Origin of the sequence: Streptomyces genisteinicus (assembly GCF_014489615.1) — a bacterium.
GTDB lineage: Bacteria > Actinomycetota > Actinomycetes > Streptomycetales > Streptomycetaceae > Streptomyces > Streptomyces genisteinicus.
Genome location: NZ_CP060825.1, coordinates 390314 through 407849, shown reverse-complemented (window position 1 = coordinate 407849; position 17536 = coordinate 390314). Strand labels below are relative to the sequence as shown.

The following is a 17536-nucleotide window of genomic DNA, read 5'->3' as shown; positions in this document are numbered from 1 at the left end:
ATGGACGAAGAGATGAGCGGCCGGCCGGGCCGGGACGAGGACGGCCGGACGGATCTGGCCCGCCTCATTCTCGACCAGCTGCCCGTCGCGGTCGCCTACTTCGACCGCTCGGCCCGCCTGGTGCGCGCCAACCCGGCCGCCCTGGACGCCGTGGGCAAGCGGCTCGACGAACTCGTCGGCCTGCGGCCGGGGGAGGTGGCGCCCGGAGTCATGCTCAGCGGCGCCGAGGGGCTGGAGGCCGCCATCGAGCAGGCCATGCGGTCCGGCGAGACGCGCACCTACGAGACCCGTCTGCGGATCGGGGGCGCCCGCGAACGCGTCCTGACGGCCGTCCTCTCCCCGGTCACCGGCCCCCGCGGCGAGGTCCTCGGCTGCTCCGTCGCCACCCTGGACACCACCGAGCAGCACCGCGCTCGCGAACGCCTCACCGTCCTGGACCAGGCGAGCATGCGCATCGGGAGCCGGCTGGACGTCATCACCACCGCCGTGGAACTGGCCGAAATGGCCACCGAGAGCCTCGCGGACTTCGTCGCCGTCGACCTCCTCGCCCCCGTCCTCGCCGGCGACGAACCACGGGCGCCCGCGCCGGGCAGCACCATCGTCTTCCACCGGGCGGCCCAGCACTCCGTGCTGGACGGCGCCCCCGAGTCCGTGGTCCCCGTCGGCACCAGCCACACCTTCGACCGCGAATCCGCGGTCGGGCGGGCCCTGGTCCGCGGTGAGGCCACCCGGCACGCCGTCGACGAGGAGTCGCTGCGCCTGTGGGACGTCATCGACCCCGACCGGGCGCGCAGCATCAGGGAGTACCGCGTCCACTCGACGATGGTGGCCCCGCTGGCCGCACGCGGCATCACCCTCGGCATGGCCACCTTCCTCCGCCACCGCACGCCGGAGCCGTTCGACGACGACGACCTGCTCCTCGCTGGCGAGCTCGCCGCGCGTGCGGCGGTGGCGGTGGACAACGCCCGCCGCTACACCCGCGAGCACGCCACCGCCCTCGCCCTCCAGCGCAGCCTGCTGCCCCGGCGCACGGCCCGGCAGCAGGCCGTCGAGGTCGCCTCCCGGTATCTGCCCAACACCACGGGCGCGGGCATCGGCGGCGACTGGTTCGACGTCATCGCCCTGTCCGGGGCCCGGGTCGCCCTCGTCGTCGGCGACGTCGTCGGCCACGGCGTCCAGGCCTCGGCGACCATGGGGCGGCTGCGCACCGCCGTGCGCACCCTCGCGGACGTGGACCTGGCCCCCGACGAGCTGCTCACCCAGCTCGACGACCTGGTGATCAAACTGGACCGTGAGGAGGCGGTCGATCCGGGCGGCTCGTCCGTCGCGGGCGCGACCTGCCTCTACGCCGTCTACGACCCCGTGTCCGGCAGCTGCTCCATGGCCCGCGCCGGCCACCCCGAACCCGTCCTCGTCCGCCCCGACGGCACCGCGTCCCACGTCACGCTGCCGGCCGGACCGCCGCTCGGGGTCGGCGGCCTGCCGTTCGAGGCCACCGAGTTCGAGGTGCCGGAGCGCAGCATCCTCGCGCTCTACACGGACGGCCTGATCGAGACGCCCGGCCGGGACATCGACGCGGCCCTGGGCGTACTGCGCGAGACCCTGGCCCGGCCCAGCGGCTCGCTGGAGGACACCTGCGACGCCGTGATGGCCGCGCTGCTGCCCGAGCGGCCGGACGACGACATCGCGCTGCTGCTCGCCCGCGCGGGACGGCTGGGCGCGGGGCACCACGCGTCGTGGGAGCTGCCCGCGGACCCGTCCGTCGTCGCCACCGCCCGCAGGCACGTCGCCGCGCAGCTGGAGGAGTGGGGTCTGGACGACGCCGTGTTCACCACGGAGCTCGTCGTCAGCGAACTCGTCACCAACGCCATCCGCTACGGAGGCGCCCCCATCCGGCTCCGTCTCATCCGGGACACCGCGCTGATCTGCGAGGTCTCGGACGGCAGCAGCACCGCCCCCCACCTGCGCCGCGCCCGCATCTTCGACGAGGGCGGCCGGGGGCTGCTGCTGGTCGCCTCCCTCACCGAGTGCTGGGGCACCCGGTACGGTCCCACCGGCAAGACGATCTGGGCGGAACAGGCCCTCCCGGGCACCTGACCTCGGCGACTGCGGCGTCTGCGGCGTCTGCGGCGGCCGGGGCTCGCCGCGGCCCGACGGCCTCGCGGCCCCGGAGCCCGCTCAGCCCTGCCGCCCCCGTTCCGCCGCGCCGTGCCCCCGCGCCCCGGGGCCTCGCGGCGGCGGGCGGCCTCCCGGAGGACGCCCGCCGCCCCGCCCCGGCTGCCGCCTTCCGTACGCCGGCCGGGTGCGCCGGCGGCTTCCGCGTACCCGGCCTCCGGGCCTCCCGCGAGGGGCGCGGGCCACGCGGCCGAGACGGAGCACATCACGGCCCGGCTTGTGCGGTGCGGTGTACGGGGCGGATTCTTGAGGGGATGGACGGTGCCGAGCCGGCCGCGGTCAGTCCGTGGTTGCCGGCGAAGAGGAGACGGACCGCGTGGAGCGCGACGGACGGCGCCGATCTGCGCGGCCCGTTCGACATCGCCGTGGCGGCCACGGCGGTGCTCGCCGGGTCCGGCGTCGTCATCGGCTGGAGTCCCGCCGCCGAGGCGCTGCTCGGCCACCGTGCCGAAGAGGTCGTGGGCCGCCCCGCCGGCGTCTTCCTGGAACCCGCACCCACCCCGGTCGGGCCCGCCGGTTCCGGGCCCGCGCCCGGCCCGGACGCGGTCGCCGGCCGGACCGCCCGGCACGCCGACGGCCGGGCCGTTCCCGTCGTCGTGCTGGACTGCCCGCTCACCGGCGGCGGCCCTGCGGCGCGGATCCTGGTCATCGAGGAGGCGCGGCGCGCACGGGAGGCGCGCTCGCGCCAGGCGATGCTGCACGGGCTGGCCACCCAGTCCCCGCTCGGCCTCGCCATCTACGACACCGACCTCCGGCTCAGCTGGGCGAACGCCGCCCACGACCACGAGGTGGGACGCCCCCTCGCCGAGTACCGGGGCAGGCCCGCCGAGCAGCTCTACCCGGACGGCGCGTTCCAGACGGTGGGCGGACCCCGCACCCTGAACGAGGTGATGCGGCGGGTCGTCGACTCCGGCGAGTCCTACCTCGACCTGCACTTCCTGGCCAAGCTGCCGAGCGACCCGCGCCGGGACCATCTCTGGTCCTGCTCCTACTACCGGCTCCAGGACGAGGACGGCACCGTCCTCGGCGTCTGCGAGGACGCCTTCGACATCACCGACCGGCACGAGGCGCAGAGCCGGCTCTCCCTGCTCGCCGAGGCCGGCCGCCGGATCGGCATCACCCTGGACGTCCCGGCCACCGCACAGGCCATCGCCGACGTGGCCGTGCCGGACTTCGCCGACGACGTCACGGTCGACGTGGTGCGCGCCGTCGTCGAGGGCGGCGAACCCCTCCACGGCCCGACGGCCGGGCACGACCTGATCCGTGTCGCCTCCCGCTCCCGGCACCCGGAGCCCCCGGGTCCGCGCACGGTCGCACCCGACGGCGGAGCGGCGTATCCGGAGGGCTCGCCGCAGCTGCGCAGCCTCTCCTCCGGCGGCAGGGTCCTCGACGACACCACCCTGGTGGTCCCGCTGCGCAGCGGCGGCAGGACGATGGGCCTCGTCAGCTACCGGCGCGCGGCAGGCCCCCGGACCTTCGACGGCGACGAGGTCGCCCTCGCCGACGAGCTCACCGCCCGCGCGGCGCTGGGCATCGACAACGCGCGCCGCTACACCAGGGAGCGCACCGCGGCGCTCACCCTCCAGCGCGAGCTGCTGCCCGAGTACCTGCCGCCCCAGTCGGCGGTCGACGTCGCCCACCGGTACCTGCCCGCCGACGACCTCACCGGGGTGGGCGGCGACTGGTTCGACGTCATCCCGCTCTCCGGCGCCCGCGTCGGGCTCGTCGTCGGCGACGTCGTCGGGCACGGACTCGCCGCCGCGGCCACCATGGGCCGGCTGCGCACCACCGTGGAGGCCCTGGCGACGCTCGACATGGCGCCCGACGAACTGCTGACCCGCCTCGACGACCTCGTCGGCCGCACCCAGGAGGCCCACCCGCAGCCCGCGCCCTCGGACGGGGCGGGCCCGGCCGGCGGCACGGGGACGCCGGGCGGCGCCGCCGGCCCCCACCCCGAGGTGACCACGGGCGCGACCTGCCTCTACGCCGTCTACGATCCGGTCTCACGGCACTGCACCATGGCCCGCGCCGGTCACCTGCCGCCCGCGATCGTGCACCCCGACGGCAGCTGCACCTTCCCGGAGCTGCCCCCGGGACCGCCGCTGGGGCTCGGGGGCCTGCCCTTCGAGGCGAGGGAGTTCGACCTGCCCGTCGGCAGCCTGCTGGCCCTGTTCACCGACGGCCTGGTCGAGTCCCGCTCCCACGACATCGAGCAGGGCCTGGACACCCTGGCCCGGGTGCTCTGCGGCAGGGCCGGGGCGGGGCTGGAGGAGCTGTGCGACCGCGCGGTGGCCGAGCTGAGGCCGCCGGGCACCACCCCCGACGACACCGCCCTGCTGCTCGTGCGCACCAAGGCCCTCGACGAGGACCGGGTCGCCGCCTGGGACCTGCCCGCCGAGCCGGCCGCCGCCGGCCGGGCCCGGGAGCTGGTCACCGCCCGGCTCGAAACCTGGGGCCTGCCCGAACTCGCGTTCAGCTGCGAGCTCGTCGTCAGCGAACTCGTCACCAACGCCGTGCGCTACGCGGAGGGCCCCCTGCAACTGCGCCTGATACGCGACCGGACGCTGCTGTGCGAGGTCGCCGACGCCGGCCACACCTCTCCGCACCTGCGGCACAGCACCATCGACGACGAGGGCGGCCGGGGACTGTTCATCGTCGCCCAGCTCGTCAGCCGGTGGGGCACCCGCTACACGCCGTCGGGCAAGACCATCTGGACGGAGCAGGCGTTCCCCACCGGCACCAGGCCCGCCTCCGACGCCGCCTGACGTCCCATGACGCTCGCCGGCGCCGGTGCCGCGCTCAAGCCCCCTGGGCGCGGCGTCGCGGGGGCCGCCGCGCCCCTGCCGCGCGCGCCCCGCCCGCCAGCCCGCGCACCCTGGCACCCCGTCACCGACACCCCGTCACCCGTCAGTTGTCACCCGTCAGTCGTCACTTGTCAGTCGTCCTCGTCCTCTTCCGCGTGCCGGTCCGCGTGCCTGCCGCCGTCGTCCGGCTTCCGTGGAGCGTCGTCCGCCCCCTTCGCCGGCCGTGCCGGGGCCCCGGTGTCCCCGGACGGCTGCCGCCCCGCAGGCTCCGCCGACGGGCTGCTCCCCGCTCCGCCACCGGATTCCCCCGCCGTCGCCGAGGGGGCAGGGTCGGTCAGCGGTGTGCCGGCGGAGGACTCGTCGGGGGAGAAGAGGGCCATGCCGATGAGCACGGCGGCGGTGAACGCCACCGCCCCGGCCGCGGCCGTCGCCACCCGCGGACGCCGCCGGAAGGCGGCGCGCACGTCCGGCCGCGCCTTCCTCGCGGAACGGTGCCCGCGGCCCGGGGGCCGGGAGCCGGGAAGCATGTACGTGGTCGCCGGGCCCGCTTCGGCCGGGGAGGGGACGGGCGCCGGACGGGGGGCCGCGGGCGGCGCCGCCGCGGGGCGGGGCGCAGGCATCGGCCGGGAGCGGCCCTGCCACGCGTCGGAGGCGAACCAGGCCGCGACCTCGTCGGCGGTCGGCCGGTCCTCCGGCTGCTTGGCGAGCATGACGAGCAGGAAGTTCTGGAACGCGGGGGAGAGCCGGGCGCCCCGTTCGATCGGTGGCACCGGTACCGCGTCGATGTGCTGGTAGAGCGTGGCGGTGGGGGTGTCGGCCCGGAACGGCGGCTGCCCGGTGATCAGCTGGTACAGCACACAGCCGAGGGCGTACACGTCCGACGCCGGCTCGGCGGTCCGGCCGAGCGCCCGCTCCGGCGCCAGGTACAGGCTGGTTCCGACGATCTGCCCGGTGGTGGTGAGTGCCGCCGACGGGTCGTTCACGAAGCGGGCGATGCCGAAGTCGGCGATCTTCACGGTGCCTTCGGCGTCCGACAGCAGGTTCCCCGGTTTGATGTCCCGGTGGACGATGCCCTGCCGGTGGGCGGACGCCAGACCGGCCGCCGTGTGCGCGGCGACGACGGCGACGCGTTCCGGCGCCAGTCCGCCGCCGTCGGCGGTGAGTTCCTCGGCCAGGCTCCGGCCCGGGATCAGCTCCATCACCAGGTAGAAGCGGCCGTCCCAGGTGCCGAAGTCGAACACCGCGACGACATGGGGGTGGTTGAGCCGCGCGGCGGTCTGCGCCTCCAGCCGGAAGCGGGCCGCGGCCTGGGCGTCCGCGTGCTCGCCGAGCAGCAGCTTGAGGGCGACGGGCCGCCCGAGCACCTCGTCGGAGGCCTGCCAGACCTCGCCCATGCCGCCCTGCCCGATGCGTCTGTCCAGTCGGTAACGACCGGCGACGAGCACCTGCTGCACCACACCTCACCCCGGTTCCACGCATGAGCCGCCCCGCCGGCTTCGCGGACTCGGTGCGGGAGCCGCCGCCGGCCGTGCCGGGTGCGGGACGCCGGGGGCACGCACAGAGCCGCCCGCCGCGCCGACCGGCACAAACGCGATCACCGGCAGTCGTGTGCCGGTGATCCACGCGAGTCTAACCGACCGTCACGACAGGTCAGCAGCCGGTCCGGACGGCTCGTGGAGCTCCGCGACCAGGGGCGCCCGGACCCGCGCCGCCCCCACCCGCCGGCCGCCTCCGGGCGCGGGCGAGACACCGGGCGCCGCGCCCGGACCGGCACCGGATAGCGTGCCGGGTGCTGCCGTACCGGCGTGCCACCGCGCGCCGCGCCCGCCGCTGAGGAGATCATTCCCGCAGCGTCGAGGACCCGACTCGGCCGCACCGAGGACCACGAGGAGGCAACGTGTCCGGATTCCTGGACCGCGCGAAGGAACAGGCCCAGTCGGCACTCAACCAGGGCAAGCAGAAGGTGGACGAGGTCCAGCAGCAGCGGGCCGGCAACGACCTGCTGAAGAAGCTCGGCGCCGCGTACTACGCGGAGCGCCGCGGCAGCGGGACGCCCGAGGCGACCCAGGCGGCGCTGACCGCGCTGGAGAGCCACATCAGCGCGCACGGCGACGGCTTCCTCCGCGGCTAGCGGCCCGCCTCCCGCCCCGCACGGCCCCGGCCCGGATTCCCCGGCCGGGGCCGTGCCGCGCGCCGGCCCCGGCCGCCGGGCAGCGCGGGAGGTGGCTCCCGCCGCACGGCGGGAGCCACCTCGCGATTCCCGTACGCCGAGCCCCCGGGCCTCCCGCCCGGCACACGCGGCGACAGGCGGCGGGCCCGGGGATCACCCGCGGGCGCCGCCGCGGGTGACGAGCATGTCGCGCACACGGTCGACCATCCCGGCTCCCGGGGCGAGCGCGCCGGACGCCTCGGCGGCGGGCGCCGAGGCGTGCGGCTGCACCGGAGCCTTCGCCCTCGCCGCGCGGACGCGCCCGCCGAGCTCCTCCAGGATGCGTGGCGGGCACGACTCCACCAGCAGGGGGAAGAGCCGCTTCTCCTCGTCGGAGACATGCGTCGTCACCGAGGTCCGGACCATGCCCATCAGGCTCTCGAAGCGGGGGTCGGCGGCGGGGCAGTCCTCCAGGTCCTTCAGCATCCGCTCGATCTCGGCGTGATCGGCGAGCTCCTTGTCCGCCATGTCGTCCCCGTCGTCCACGAACCGGCGGACCGCCGGGTAGAAGTGCTCCTCCTCGGCCACCGAGTGCCGGACCAGTTCCCTGGTGAGCTCGTCGGCGAGGCCGCGCAGTGCGGGATCGCCCGGAGCGAGGCCCGCGATCCGCGCGAAGAGATCCTCGACCTGACGGTGATCGGCGGTCAGCTCGTCGATGACATTGCCACCCTGGCCCATGGAGAAGCTCCTTCTGTGTGTCACGACCTCATGGGCGCGGAAGAGCGCCCGGTGCATGCCTCCCACCGCCGCGCCGACGGTTCACCTCGTGGGCCGTGCGCCACCCGAACAGGGCCGCCTTTCGGACGAAGCCGGACGAAGGCGGGCGGGGTGCGGGCGGCGCGGCGGACACCGCGCCCCTCAGGCGAACGCGGGCATCTCCCCCTCGGCGGTCGTGAGGTCGATGACGGCGAACGCCGCGCCCTGCGGGTCGAGGACGGCGGCGAACCGGCCGAACGGGCTGGTCATTGGCCTGAAGAGGACCCGTCCGCCCATCTCCTGCGCCATCGCCGCGGCCCGGTCGCAGTCCGGCACCGCGAAATACACCTGGACGTAGGCGGGGACCTCGGGCGGGAAGTCCCCGGCGCCCATCGTCATGCGCCCGAGGGCCGGCCGGTCCTCGCCGAAGCCGTAGACGGCGAAGTCCATCTCCTCGTCCACCATCGTCCGGACCCCGTAGCCGAACACCCCGGGGAAGAAGGCGTCCGCCGCGGCCGGTTCGCGGGTGAAGACCTCTGCCCAGGCGTAGGCGCCCGGCTCGCCCGTGGCCTCGAAGCCCTCGTGGCTCCCCGCCTGCCACACCCCGAACGTGACGCCTCCCGGATCCTGCGCCAGGCACATGGTGCCGAAGTCGCCGACCCGCATCGGCTCCATGAGGACGGTTCCGCCGTGCCGGCGGATGCGCTCGGCCGCCGCGGACGCGTCGGGCGACGAGAGGTACAGGCACCACTGCGACATGCCCTCCTGCCCCGGCATCGGCGGCACGACGGCCGCCACGGCCTTCCCGCCCGAGTACGCCTGGGTGTAGCCGCCGTACTCCGGGGACGTGTCGCCGAACGTCCATCCGAGGACGCCCGAGTAGAACGTCTTCGCGGCCTCGACGTCCGCGAACATCGCGTCCGCCCAGACCGGTGTGCCCTCGCGTGCTTCCGCCATGGTGTGCCCTCCTCCGTGCCGTCGGTCCCGCGCCCGGTCCCGCCCACCCGCTGACGCGCGGGACCGGGCGCCGGGAAGCGGTGGTCCTCCCATGGTTCGGCGGCGGGCGGCACGCCCTTGAGAGGGGTCAGCCGCCTGGCCGATCGCCGCGCGCCGCGCGCCGCGGGGCCGGTGTCCGGCGGGCGGACGGGCGTCCGCGCCGGTGACGGCGGTTTGTAGAGTGCGCTCCATGGGGAACCGCAGCTTTCTGATCCTCCACGGCGTGGAGAACCACCGGCCCGCCGGGCACTGGCAGCACGATCTCGCCCGGCGCCTGCGCGACCGCGGCGAGCAGGTGCTCTATCCCCAGCTGCCCGACCCCGACCGTCCGTCGCTGGAGGCCTGGACCGCGGCCGTCGAGGACGGTCTCGCGGCCATGAGCGGTGAGCGGGTCGTGATCTGCCACAGCCTCGCCTGCGTCACCTGGCTCCATCTCGCGGCGCGCTCCGGCGGCGCGCTGCTCGCGGACCGCCTGCTGCTGGTCGCCCCGCCGGGGCCCGGCGCCTTCTCCTGGGACGTCATCGCACCGTTCACGCCCGACCCCCTCGACCTGACGGGGCTCCCGCTCGCCGCGGGCAGCGCCCGGCTGGTCTGCTCGGACGACGACCCGTACTGCCCCGAGGGCGCCGACACCGCCTACGGCCTGCCGCTGGGCTGCGACACCGACGTACTGCCCGGAACCGGGCACCTGGCGATCCCCGACGGGTACGGTCCCTGGCCGTCCGTCCTCGACTGGTGCCTCGACGGGACGGTACGGCTCACCGCCCGCCCCACCGCGGGCTGAACCGCCGCCGGCTGGACCGCCGCCCGCCGCCTCGACCGGCGGGCAGCTCCGGCGCACGGGTCAGGTGCGCAGATGGGACGCGCCGTTGAGGTCGAGGACCGTGCCCGACGCCCACTCGGCCGCCGGTGACGCCAGCCACAGCACGGCGTCGGCGATCTCGTCCGCCGTGCCCACCCGCCCGAACGGACTCTGCGCCGCGATGGCCTCGCCCTCCGCGCCCCGCAGGCGGTGCGCCACGCGCTCGGTCGCGAAGAACCCGGGGGCGACCGACGCCACGCCGATGCCGTGAGGGGCGAGCGAGACGGCCAGCGACTGGCCCAGCGCGTGCAGCGCCGCCTTCGTCGCCCCGTACGCCGGGTGGTCGGGCTCCCCGCGGAAGGCGCCGCGTGAGCCGACGTTGACGATCCGCCCGCCGGTCCCGCGCTCGATCATGCCCCGCGCGGCCAGATGGCTGAGGCAGGCGGCTGCCAGCACGTTCACGGACAGGTGGCGCTGCCAGGCCTCGGCCCACTCGTCGTACGGCGTCTCCGCGAGCGGGTGCCGTTCGTTGACGGCCGCGTTGTTCACCAGGACGTCGATGCCGCCCAGGGCCGACGCGACGCGGCCCGCGACGTCGGCGGCTCCCGCCGGGTCCGAGAGGTCCCCGCCGACGAGGACGTGGCCCTCGCCCGCCAGCGACTCCAGCGTGGCCCGTGCCTCCTCGGCCCGGCTGCCGTAGTGGACGGCCACCCGGTCGCCGTTCGCGGCGAAGGCGCGGGCCACGGCCCTGCCGAGCCCTCGCGCGGCACCGGTGACCAGCACACGCCGGCCGGCGGGAGGGAGGTTCATGACGCGTGGGCCTTTCGCCGGAGGTGGGGGCCGGGATGCCCGGCGCGAACCGTGCGACAGCCCGGCACCCCGCGAGGATGTCACGAGCGGCCCGCCGCCCGGACCGGGGGAGCGGGCGGGTCTCAGGCGCGCGGCGCGGTGCGTCCGGGGGAACCGTCCCGCTCGGAGGCCCCGTGCCCGGCCCGGCGGCCGCCGACCACGTCGCCGAGGGCGATGACGAGCGCCGCCACCACGAAGGCCACCGAGACGATCAGCCCCGCGTCGTACGCGTCGGCCCACCGCTCGGGGCCGAGATGGGCGAAGAACACCGCGCCGACCGCGGCGATGCCGATGGCCGAACCGACCCGCTGCGAGGTCTGGAGCGTGCCGCCGGCACTGCCCGCGCGGCCCACGGGCACCTCCGCCAGGGTGAGGGTCTGGTTCGGGGAGATCACCAGCCCGCTGCCGAGTCCCGCGACGAGCAGCGGCACCGCCATCGCCCAGCCCACCGTCTTCCCCTGCACGAAATGCACGGCGAGGGCGGTACCGGCGAGGCCGACGGCGACCAGCGCAAGCCCGGTGGCGATCAGCGGCCGGCCGAACCTGCTGACCAGCCGCCCGCCCACCGTCGACGAGACGCCCGCGGCCACGGCGAACGGCGTCAGCGCGACGCCCGCGAGCAGGGCGCTGTAGCCGAGCCCGTTCTGGAGATAGAGCGTGCTGATGAAGAAGATCGAGGTGAACCCGGCGAAGTAGAACGTGATCAGCAGGCAGCCCAGCCAGTAGCCGCGCACCCGGAACAGCGTCAGGTCGATCACCGGCTCCTCGCCCCGGCGGGCCCAGCGGAGTTCCCAGCGGGCGAACGCGCCGAGCAGGGAACCCGCCACGAGCAGCAGCAGCCACTTCCGCGTCCCCGGCCACTGCTGGGCCTGGACGAACGGCAGCAGCAGCGCGAGCAGTCCGGCGCCGAGCAGGACCACGCCCACCGGGTCGAGGCGGCGCAGCGTCACCCGGCCCGCCGACGGGGTGTCCGGCAGCAGCCGTGCCGCGAGCACCAGGCAGACGGCCCCGAGGGGGAGGTTGACGTAGAACACCCAGCGCCAGCCGTGCTCGGCCCCGGCGAACTCGATCAGAAGCCCGCCGAGCAGCGGCCCCACGGCCGTGGAGACGGCCACCACGGTGCCGAACATGCCGAAGGCGCGACCGCGTTCGGCGCCGGTGAACATCTGCTGGATGAGAGCGGAGATCTGAGGGGTCACCAGGCCGCCGGCGAATCCCTGCGCGACCCGGGCCACGACCAGCCAGGTGCCGGACTGCGCCGCCCCGCAGGCCGCGGAGGCGAGCGTGAACAGGACGAGGCCCAGCATGAACACGGCCCGGCGGCCCCGCGCGTCGCCCAGCCGGCCGGCGGGCACCAGCAGCAGGCCGAAGGCCAGCGCGTACCCGGACAGCACCCACTGGAGCACGGACTCGGAGGCGTCCAGCCCCTCCTTGATGGAGGGGAGGGCGACATTGACGATGGACACGTCCAGCAGGGTCATGAATCCGGCGATCAGACAGACCGTCAGCGCCTTCCAGCGCTGGTCGCGCTCCGGGGTGCTGTCCCCCGCCGTCGTTCCTGCCCCGTTCGCCGGGGACCCGCTGGGGGACGTCACGCCTGCCACCTTTCGCCGGATGGGCCGCGGCGGACGCACCGGACCGTACCGGTGGCGACCGCGCAAGCGACACTGTGGCAGCTTCCCGGTCCGCCGCCGGGCAACCGGTGGTCCCCGGTCACGGCGCGTCGGCCGCACCCGCCCGCCCGCCGCACTCGCCCGCCTGCTTCTCGCGCGCCGCTCCTCGCGCGGCCGCGACGTGCCGCGGCCCGACCTGCACCGTGTCCCGGCGGTGCCTGCCGTGTCCCCGGCTGCCACCGGCCGTCAGGCTGGCCGGCGTCACGCGACGTGCCGCGGGCGGTGGCGCCGGCCATCGGGAGCGGGCGGACGCGGGGGAGGCACGGCGGGCCGGCGCCGGGGGCTCGTCCGATGCGGCGGAGTCCTGGCAGCAGTCGTGGCGCCGGGCCCGTCGCACGGGCGCGGCTGACGCGGGGTCAGCCGGCCGCGTGGCTCGCCCGGGCCCGTGCCGCCTCGCGCAGCAGCTCGTCACGGCCGATGCACTGCGCCCGGGTGGCCGGGACGGTGCAGGCGTACGCGCCCGCGACGGCTCCGAACCCTGCGCAGACGGCGGGCGGTTCACCGGTCAGCATCCCGAAGAGGTAGGCGGCGGCGTAGGCGTCGCCGGCGCCGTTGGAGTCGACCACCGGCCCGGGCGGCACGACGGCGGGGACATGGGACAGGACACCGCCGGCGAGCAGCCGGGCGCCCTGCGCGCCCGCCGTCGCGACGACGGCACGAGCCCTGCCGCGCTCCGCGATCCGCTGCATCGCCGCCTCGGGATCGCGCAGGGCGGCCGCGGACAGGAAGACGATGTCGGCGTCGAGCGCGAACGTCTCGTGGTAGGCGTCGTCGCCGTTCCAGTCGTGCAGGTCGGTGGAGACCGTCGCGCCGGACTCGCGCAGCAGGGGGAGGGCGGCGGCCCACGGCTGGGTGATGGAGACGTGGACATGGCGGCTCTTCGCGGCGAGGGCGCGGACCGTCGTCTCCGGCACCCGGCCGTCGGCGTCCGCGCGGGTGCCGTCGTAGAGGGACAGCCGGCGGCCGTCGGGGCCGACCAGGTTCACCGCCCGCTTGGTGCCGGCCGCGACCGGGATCTCGGTCAGGCCGATGCCGTGCTCCCGGTGGAACGCGCGGACCAGCTCGCCGGGCATGTCGTCGCCGACCGTGTCCACATGGTGGGTGCGCAGCCCCAGCGCAGTCAGTCCGAGGGCCACGAAGTCGCCGGTCTGCCCGGCCCGGGTCTCGATGCCGGGGTCGATGTGATAGCTGTCCGCGTACGGGAGGGGCAGCTGAGGGACGTGGACGATGGTGTCGACCCCCGCCCCGCCCAGGACCAGGACGTCGTGCTCCGAACTGCTCACCGCTGTGCCTCCCCGTGCCCGTGGCGGGGCGCCGTCCGGCCGGCCCGCGTGACGGAGAGTCAAGCAGCGGCGGCGGACCCTGGCAAGATCCTGCAGATTCTTTCCGCAAGAGATTGCGGAGCCCCGGCCCCGTCCGTGCCGCGGGCCGCCCGGCCCTCGCCGCCGGTGCCCGTCGGCCTCCGGTGCGCGATGCCTCGACCGCGGCGCGGGGCGCCTGCGGCCTCCGGGCGCCGCGGGGCAGGTGCGGCTCCGGCGCCGTACGCCCGGCCGGACCGGCGCGCGCGCCGCCCGGACACCGTCGCGCGGACGCCCGGACCGGGGTCCCGGGGCCGCCCCCACCCGGGTGCGCCGGGACGGGGCGCTGCTCCCGGGGCCCGCCTCACCCGTCCAGGGCGTCTCAATCCTGCCCATCGGCGTGCTCATGCTCACATACAAGCTCCCGCGGGGAACCTCTAGTCTGCCGCCACCGGTCCCGCGGGCGTTTCGCCGGCCGGGCGGCGGTGAGATCTGTGATCAGGGATCGGCCGCCGTGCCGGGGCGGCGCGCCGCAGGTGCGCCGCCCCGACACGGCGGCAGAGGGCAGACAGAAGGGATCGCGCATGTTCCGCAAGGTACTCGTCGCCAACCGCGGGGAGATCGCCATCCGTGCGTTCCGCGCCGGCTTCGAACTGGGGGCCCGCACGGTGGCCGTGTTCCCCCACGAGGACCGCAACTCCCTGCACCGGCTGAAGGCCGACGAGGCCTACGAGATCGGCGAACCCGGGCACCCCGTCCGCGCCTACCTCTCGGTGGAGCAGATCGTCGGCGCCGCCCGCCGCGCCGGTGCGGACGCCGTCTATCCGGGGTACGGCTTTCTCTCCGAGAACCCGGAGCTCGCCCGCGCCTGCGAGAGCGCCGGCATCACCTTCGTCGGCCCGGACGCCGAAACCCTCGAACTCACCGGCAACAAGGCGCGCGCCGTGGCCGCCGCCAAGGCCGCGGGCGTGCCCGTGCTCGGCTCGTCCGAGCCCTCCACCGACGTCGACGAACTTGTCCGGGCCGCGGACGACCTCGGCTTCCCGGTGTTCGTCAAGGCCGTCGCCGGCGGCGGCGGCCGCGGCATGCGACGGGTCGAGGAGGCGTCGGCGCTCCGCGAGTCGATCGAGGCGGCCGCGCGCGAGGCCGAGTCCGCGTTCGGCGACCCGACGGTCTTCCTGGAGAAGGCCGTCGTCGAGCCGCGCCACATCGAGGTGCAGATCCTCGCCGACGGCGAGGGCGGCGTCATCCACCTGTTCGAGCGGGACTGCTCGCTCCAGCGCCGCCACCAGAAGGTGATCGAGCTCGCCCCCGCACCCAACCTCGACCCCGGGCTGCGGGAACGGATCTGCGCCGACGCGGTCAGGTTCGCGCGTGAGATCGGCTACCGCAACGCCGGCACGGTCGAGTTCCTCCTCGACCGGTCCGGCCGCCATGTCTTCATCGAGATGAACCCCCGCATCCAGGTCGAGCACACGGTGACCGAGGAGGTCACCGACGTCGACCTCGTCCAGGCCCAGATGCGCATCGCGGCCGGCGAGACGCTGGCGGACCTCGGGCTCACCCAGGAGTCCGTCCAGCTCCGCGGCGCCGCGCTCCAGTGCCGTATCACCACCGAGGACCCGGCCAACGGCTTCCGCCCGGACACCGGCATGATCAGCGCCTACCGCTCGCCCGGCGGCTCCGGTATCCGGCTCGACGGCGGAACCGCCCACGCCGGCACCGAGATCAGCGCGCACTTCGACTCGATGCTCGTCAAGCTGACCTGCCGGGGCCGGGACTTCGCGGCCGCGACAGGCCGCGCGCGGCGCGCCGTCGCGGAGTTCCGCATCCGCGGCGTGTCCACCAACATCCCCTTCCTCCAGGCGGTCCTCGACGACCCGGACTTCCAGGCCGGGAACATCACCACCTCCTTCATCGAGCAGCGCCCCCACCTGCTGACCTCGCGTCACTCCGCGGACCGGGGCTCCAAGCTGCTCACCTACCTCGCCGACGTCACCGTCAACAAGCCGCACGGGGAACGCCCCCGGCTGATCGACGCCACGACGAAGCTGCCGCCCCTGCCCGTGGGCGACCCGCCCGCGGGCTCCCGGCAGAAGCTCGTCTCGCTCGGGCCCGAGGGCTTCGCCCGGTGGCTCCGCGAGTCGCCGACGATCGGCGTCACCGACACCACGTTCCGCGACGCCCACCAGTCGCTCCTGGCCACCCGCGTGCGCACCAGGGACCTCCTCGCCGTCGCCCCGGTGGTCGCCCGCACCGCCCCGCAGCTGCTCTCCCTGGAGTGCTGGGGCGGCGCCACCTACGACGTCGCGCTGCGCTTCCTCGCGGAGGACCCCTGGGAGCGCCTCGCCCGGCTGCGCGAGGCGGTGCCGAACATCTGCCTCCAGATGCTGCTGCGCGGCCGCAACACCGTGGGCTACACGCCCTATCCCACCGAGGTGACGTCCGCCTTCGTCGAGGAGGCCACCGCCACCGGCATCGACGTCTTCCGCATCTTCGACGCGCTCAACGACGTCGGCCAGATGCGACCCGCCATCGACGCGGTGCGCGAGACCGGGACGGCCGTCGCCGAAGTGGCGCTCTGCTACACGTCGGACCTCTCCGACCCCGCCGAGCGGCTCTACACCCTCGACTACTACCTCCGCCTCGCCGAGGAGATCGTCGCCGCCGGAGCCCATGTGCTGGCGGTCAAGGACATGGCCGGGCTGCTGCGCGCGCCCGCGGCCGCGAAGCTGGTCTCGGCCCTGCGCAGGGAGTTCGACCTGCCGGTGCACATCCACACCCACGACACCGCCGGCGGCCAGCTGGCCACCTATCTCGCCGCGATCCAGGCGGGGGCGGACGCCGTCGACGGCGCGGTGGCGTCCATGGCGGGCACCACCTCGCAGCCGTCGCTGTCGGCGATCGTCGCGGCCACCGACCACTCCGACCGGCCCACCGGGCTCGACCTCCAGGCCGTCGGCGACCTGGAGCCCTACTGGGAGGCGGTGCGCCGCGTCTACGCCCCCTTCGAAGCCGGTCTCGCGTCCCCGACCGGACGCGTGTACCACCACGAGATCCCGGGCGGCCAGCTCTCCAACCTGCGCACCCAGGCCGTCGCGCTCGGTCTCGGCGACCGTTTCGAGGACATCGAGGCGATGTACGCGGCCGCCGACCGGATCCTCGGCCGGCTGGTGAAGGTGACCCCCTCCTCGAAGGTGGTCGGCGACCTCGCCCTCCATCTGGTGGGCGCCGGTGTCGCGCCGAAGGACTTCGAGGCCGAGCCCGGCAGCTTCGACCTGCCCGACTCGGTGATCGGCTTCCTGCACGGAGAGCTCGGCAGCCCGCCCGGCGGCTGGCCGGAGCCGTTCCGCACCCGGGCCCTCAAGGGGCGGCCCGGCCCCAAGCCCGTGCGGGAGCTGTCCGAGGACGACCGTGCCGGGCTGGACGGCGACCGGCGCGCCACGCTGAACCGCCTCCTGTTCCCCGGGCCGGCCAAGGAGTTCGAGGCGCACCGGCAGGCGTTCGGCGACACCAGCGTCCTCGACAGCAGGGACTTCTTCTACGGTCTGCGCCCGGGCAAGGAGTACACCGTCGACCTGGAGCCCGGTGTGCGGCTGCTCATCGAACTGGAGGCCGTCGGCGAGGCGGACCAGCGGGGCATGCGCACCGTGATGTCCACGCTCAACGGCCAGCTGCGGCCCATCCAGGTGCGCGACGAGGCGGCCGCGTCCGACATCCCGGTCACCGAGAAGGCCGACCGGGGCAATCCGGGCCATGTCGCCGCCCCGTTCGCCGGGGTGGTCACGCTGTCGGTCGCCGAGGGGGACGCGGTCGAGGCCGGTGCCACGGTGGCCACCATCGAGGCGATGAAGATGGAGGCCTCCATCACCGCGCCGAACGGCGGCACCGTGCGCCGGCTCGCCATCAACCCGATCCAGCAGGTGGAGGGCGGCGACCTGCTCGTCGAACTCGGCTGACGGGGCGGGTGCCGCCCGCCGTGCGGGCGGGCGGCTCACGGCCGGTCGGCCGGCCGACCCGTTGGGCGCAACACC

11 protein-coding genes are annotated in these 17536 nt (G+C 75.4%); 5 read left to right on the top strand and 6 right to left on the bottom strand.

Annotated features, from left to right (window positions below):
* On the top strand, positions 1-2097 hold the full coding sequence (locus IAG43_RS01785) for a SpoIIE family protein phosphatase (RefSeq protein ID WP_187738983.1): 2097 nt from the start codon (positions 1-3) through the stop codon (positions 2095-2097).
* A 332-nt stretch (positions 2098-2429) separates the two neighbouring features.
* The gene (locus tag IAG43_RS01780) at positions 2430-4940 is read left to right on the top strand and encodes a SpoIIE family protein phosphatase (protein WP_187738982.1); all 2511 of its coding nucleotides are present in this window, start codon (positions 2430-2432) and stop codon (positions 4938-4940) included.
* Between the two features lie 170 nt (positions 4941-5110).
* On the opposite strand, the gene IAG43_RS01775 is transcribed toward IAG43_RS01780, so the two are convergent.
* Positions 5111-6424, bottom strand: a complete 1314-nt coding sequence (locus tag IAG43_RS01775) for a serine/threonine-protein kinase (protein WP_187744251.1) — start codon at positions 6422-6424, stop codon at positions 5111-5113.
* 452 nt (positions 6425-6876) lie between these two features.
* On the opposite strand from IAG43_RS01775, the gene IAG43_RS01770 reads away from it, so the two are divergent.
* A complete protein-coding gene (locus IAG43_RS01770) occupies positions 6877-7110 on the top strand; it encodes a hypothetical protein (protein WP_187738981.1) in 234 nt (77 codons plus the stop codon).
* Positions 7111-7302: 192 nt separating this feature from the next.
* Here IAG43_RS01770 and IAG43_RS01765 read toward each other — a convergent pair whose 3' ends face one another.
* Both IAG43_RS01765 and IAG43_RS01760 read right to left on the bottom strand, forming a co-directional pair.
* Complete coding sequence (locus tag IAG43_RS01765) at positions 7303-7866, bottom strand: hemerythrin domain-containing protein (protein WP_187738980.1); 564 nt, start codon at positions 7864-7866, stop codon at positions 7303-7305.
* 180 nt (positions 7867-8046) lie between these two features.
* Complete coding sequence (locus IAG43_RS01760; protein WP_187738979.1) at positions 8047-8841, bottom strand: VOC family protein; 795 nt, start codon at positions 8839-8841, stop codon at positions 8047-8049.
* A gap of 229 nt (positions 8842-9070) precedes the next feature.
* Between IAG43_RS01760 and IAG43_RS01755 the strand changes: the two genes are divergently transcribed.
* Positions 9071-9664: an RBBP9/YdeN family alpha/beta hydrolase gene (locus IAG43_RS01755; RefSeq protein WP_187738978.1), complete on the top strand. Its 594-nt coding sequence runs from the start codon at positions 9071-9073 to the stop codon at positions 9662-9664.
* A gap of 60 nt (positions 9665-9724) precedes the next feature.
* On the opposite strand, the gene IAG43_RS01750 is transcribed toward IAG43_RS01755, so the two are convergent.
* The 3 genes from IAG43_RS01750 to IAG43_RS01740 form a co-directional block, all read right to left on the bottom strand.
* Entirely contained in the window at positions 9725-10492 is a 768-nt protein-coding gene (locus IAG43_RS01750) for an SDR family NAD(P)-dependent oxidoreductase (RefSeq protein ID WP_187738977.1), read from the bottom strand.
* Between the two features lie 122 nt (positions 10493-10614).
* The gene (locus IAG43_RS01745; RefSeq protein ID WP_187738976.1) at positions 10615-12126 is read right to left on the bottom strand and encodes an MFS transporter; all 1512 of its coding nucleotides are present in this window, start codon (positions 12124-12126) and stop codon (positions 10615-10617) included.
* A 434-nt stretch (positions 12127-12560) separates the two neighbouring features.
* Positions 12561-13487: a PfkB family carbohydrate kinase gene (locus tag IAG43_RS01740; RefSeq protein ID WP_223005891.1), complete on the bottom strand. Its 927-nt coding sequence runs from the start codon at positions 13485-13487 to the stop codon at positions 12561-12563.
* 599 nt (positions 13488-14086) lie between these two features.
* Here IAG43_RS01740 and IAG43_RS01735 point away from each other — a divergent pair.
* Positions 14087-17461, top strand: coding sequence for a pyruvate carboxylase (locus IAG43_RS01735; protein WP_187738975.1), 3375 nt, complete (start codon positions 14087-14089; stop codon positions 17459-17461).
* The last annotated feature ends 75 nt before the right edge of the window (positions 17462-17536 follow it).

What these genes read in the sequence shown, in the direction of transcription:
- IAG43_RS01785 (WP_187738983.1), top strand. Translation starts at nt 1, where the DNA reads ATGGACGAAGAGATGAGCGGCCGGCCGGGCCGGGACGAGGACGGCCGG.
- IAG43_RS01780 (WP_187738982.1), top strand. Translation starts at nt 2,430, where the DNA reads ATGGACGGTGCCGAGCCGGCCGCGGTCAGTCCGTGGTTGCCGGCGAAG.
- IAG43_RS01765 (WP_187738980.1), bottom strand. Translation starts at nt 7,866, where the DNA reads ATGGGCCAGGGTGGCAATGTCATCGACGAGCTGACCGCCGATCACCGT.
- IAG43_RS01760 (WP_187738979.1), bottom strand. Translation starts at nt 8,841, where the DNA reads ATGGCGGAAGCACGCGAGGGCACACCGGTCTGGGCGGACGCGATGTTC.
- IAG43_RS01755 (WP_187738978.1), top strand. Translation starts at nt 9,071, where the DNA reads ATGGGGAACCGCAGCTTTCTGATCCTCCACGGCGTGGAGAACCACCGG.
- IAG43_RS01750 (WP_187738977.1), bottom strand. Translation starts at nt 10,492, where the DNA reads ATGAACCTCCCTCCCGCCGGCCGGCGTGTGCTGGTCACCGGTGCCGCG.
- IAG43_RS01735 (WP_187738975.1), top strand. Translation starts at nt 14,087, where the DNA reads ATGTTCCGCAAGGTACTCGTCGCCAACCGCGGGGAGATCGCCATCCGT.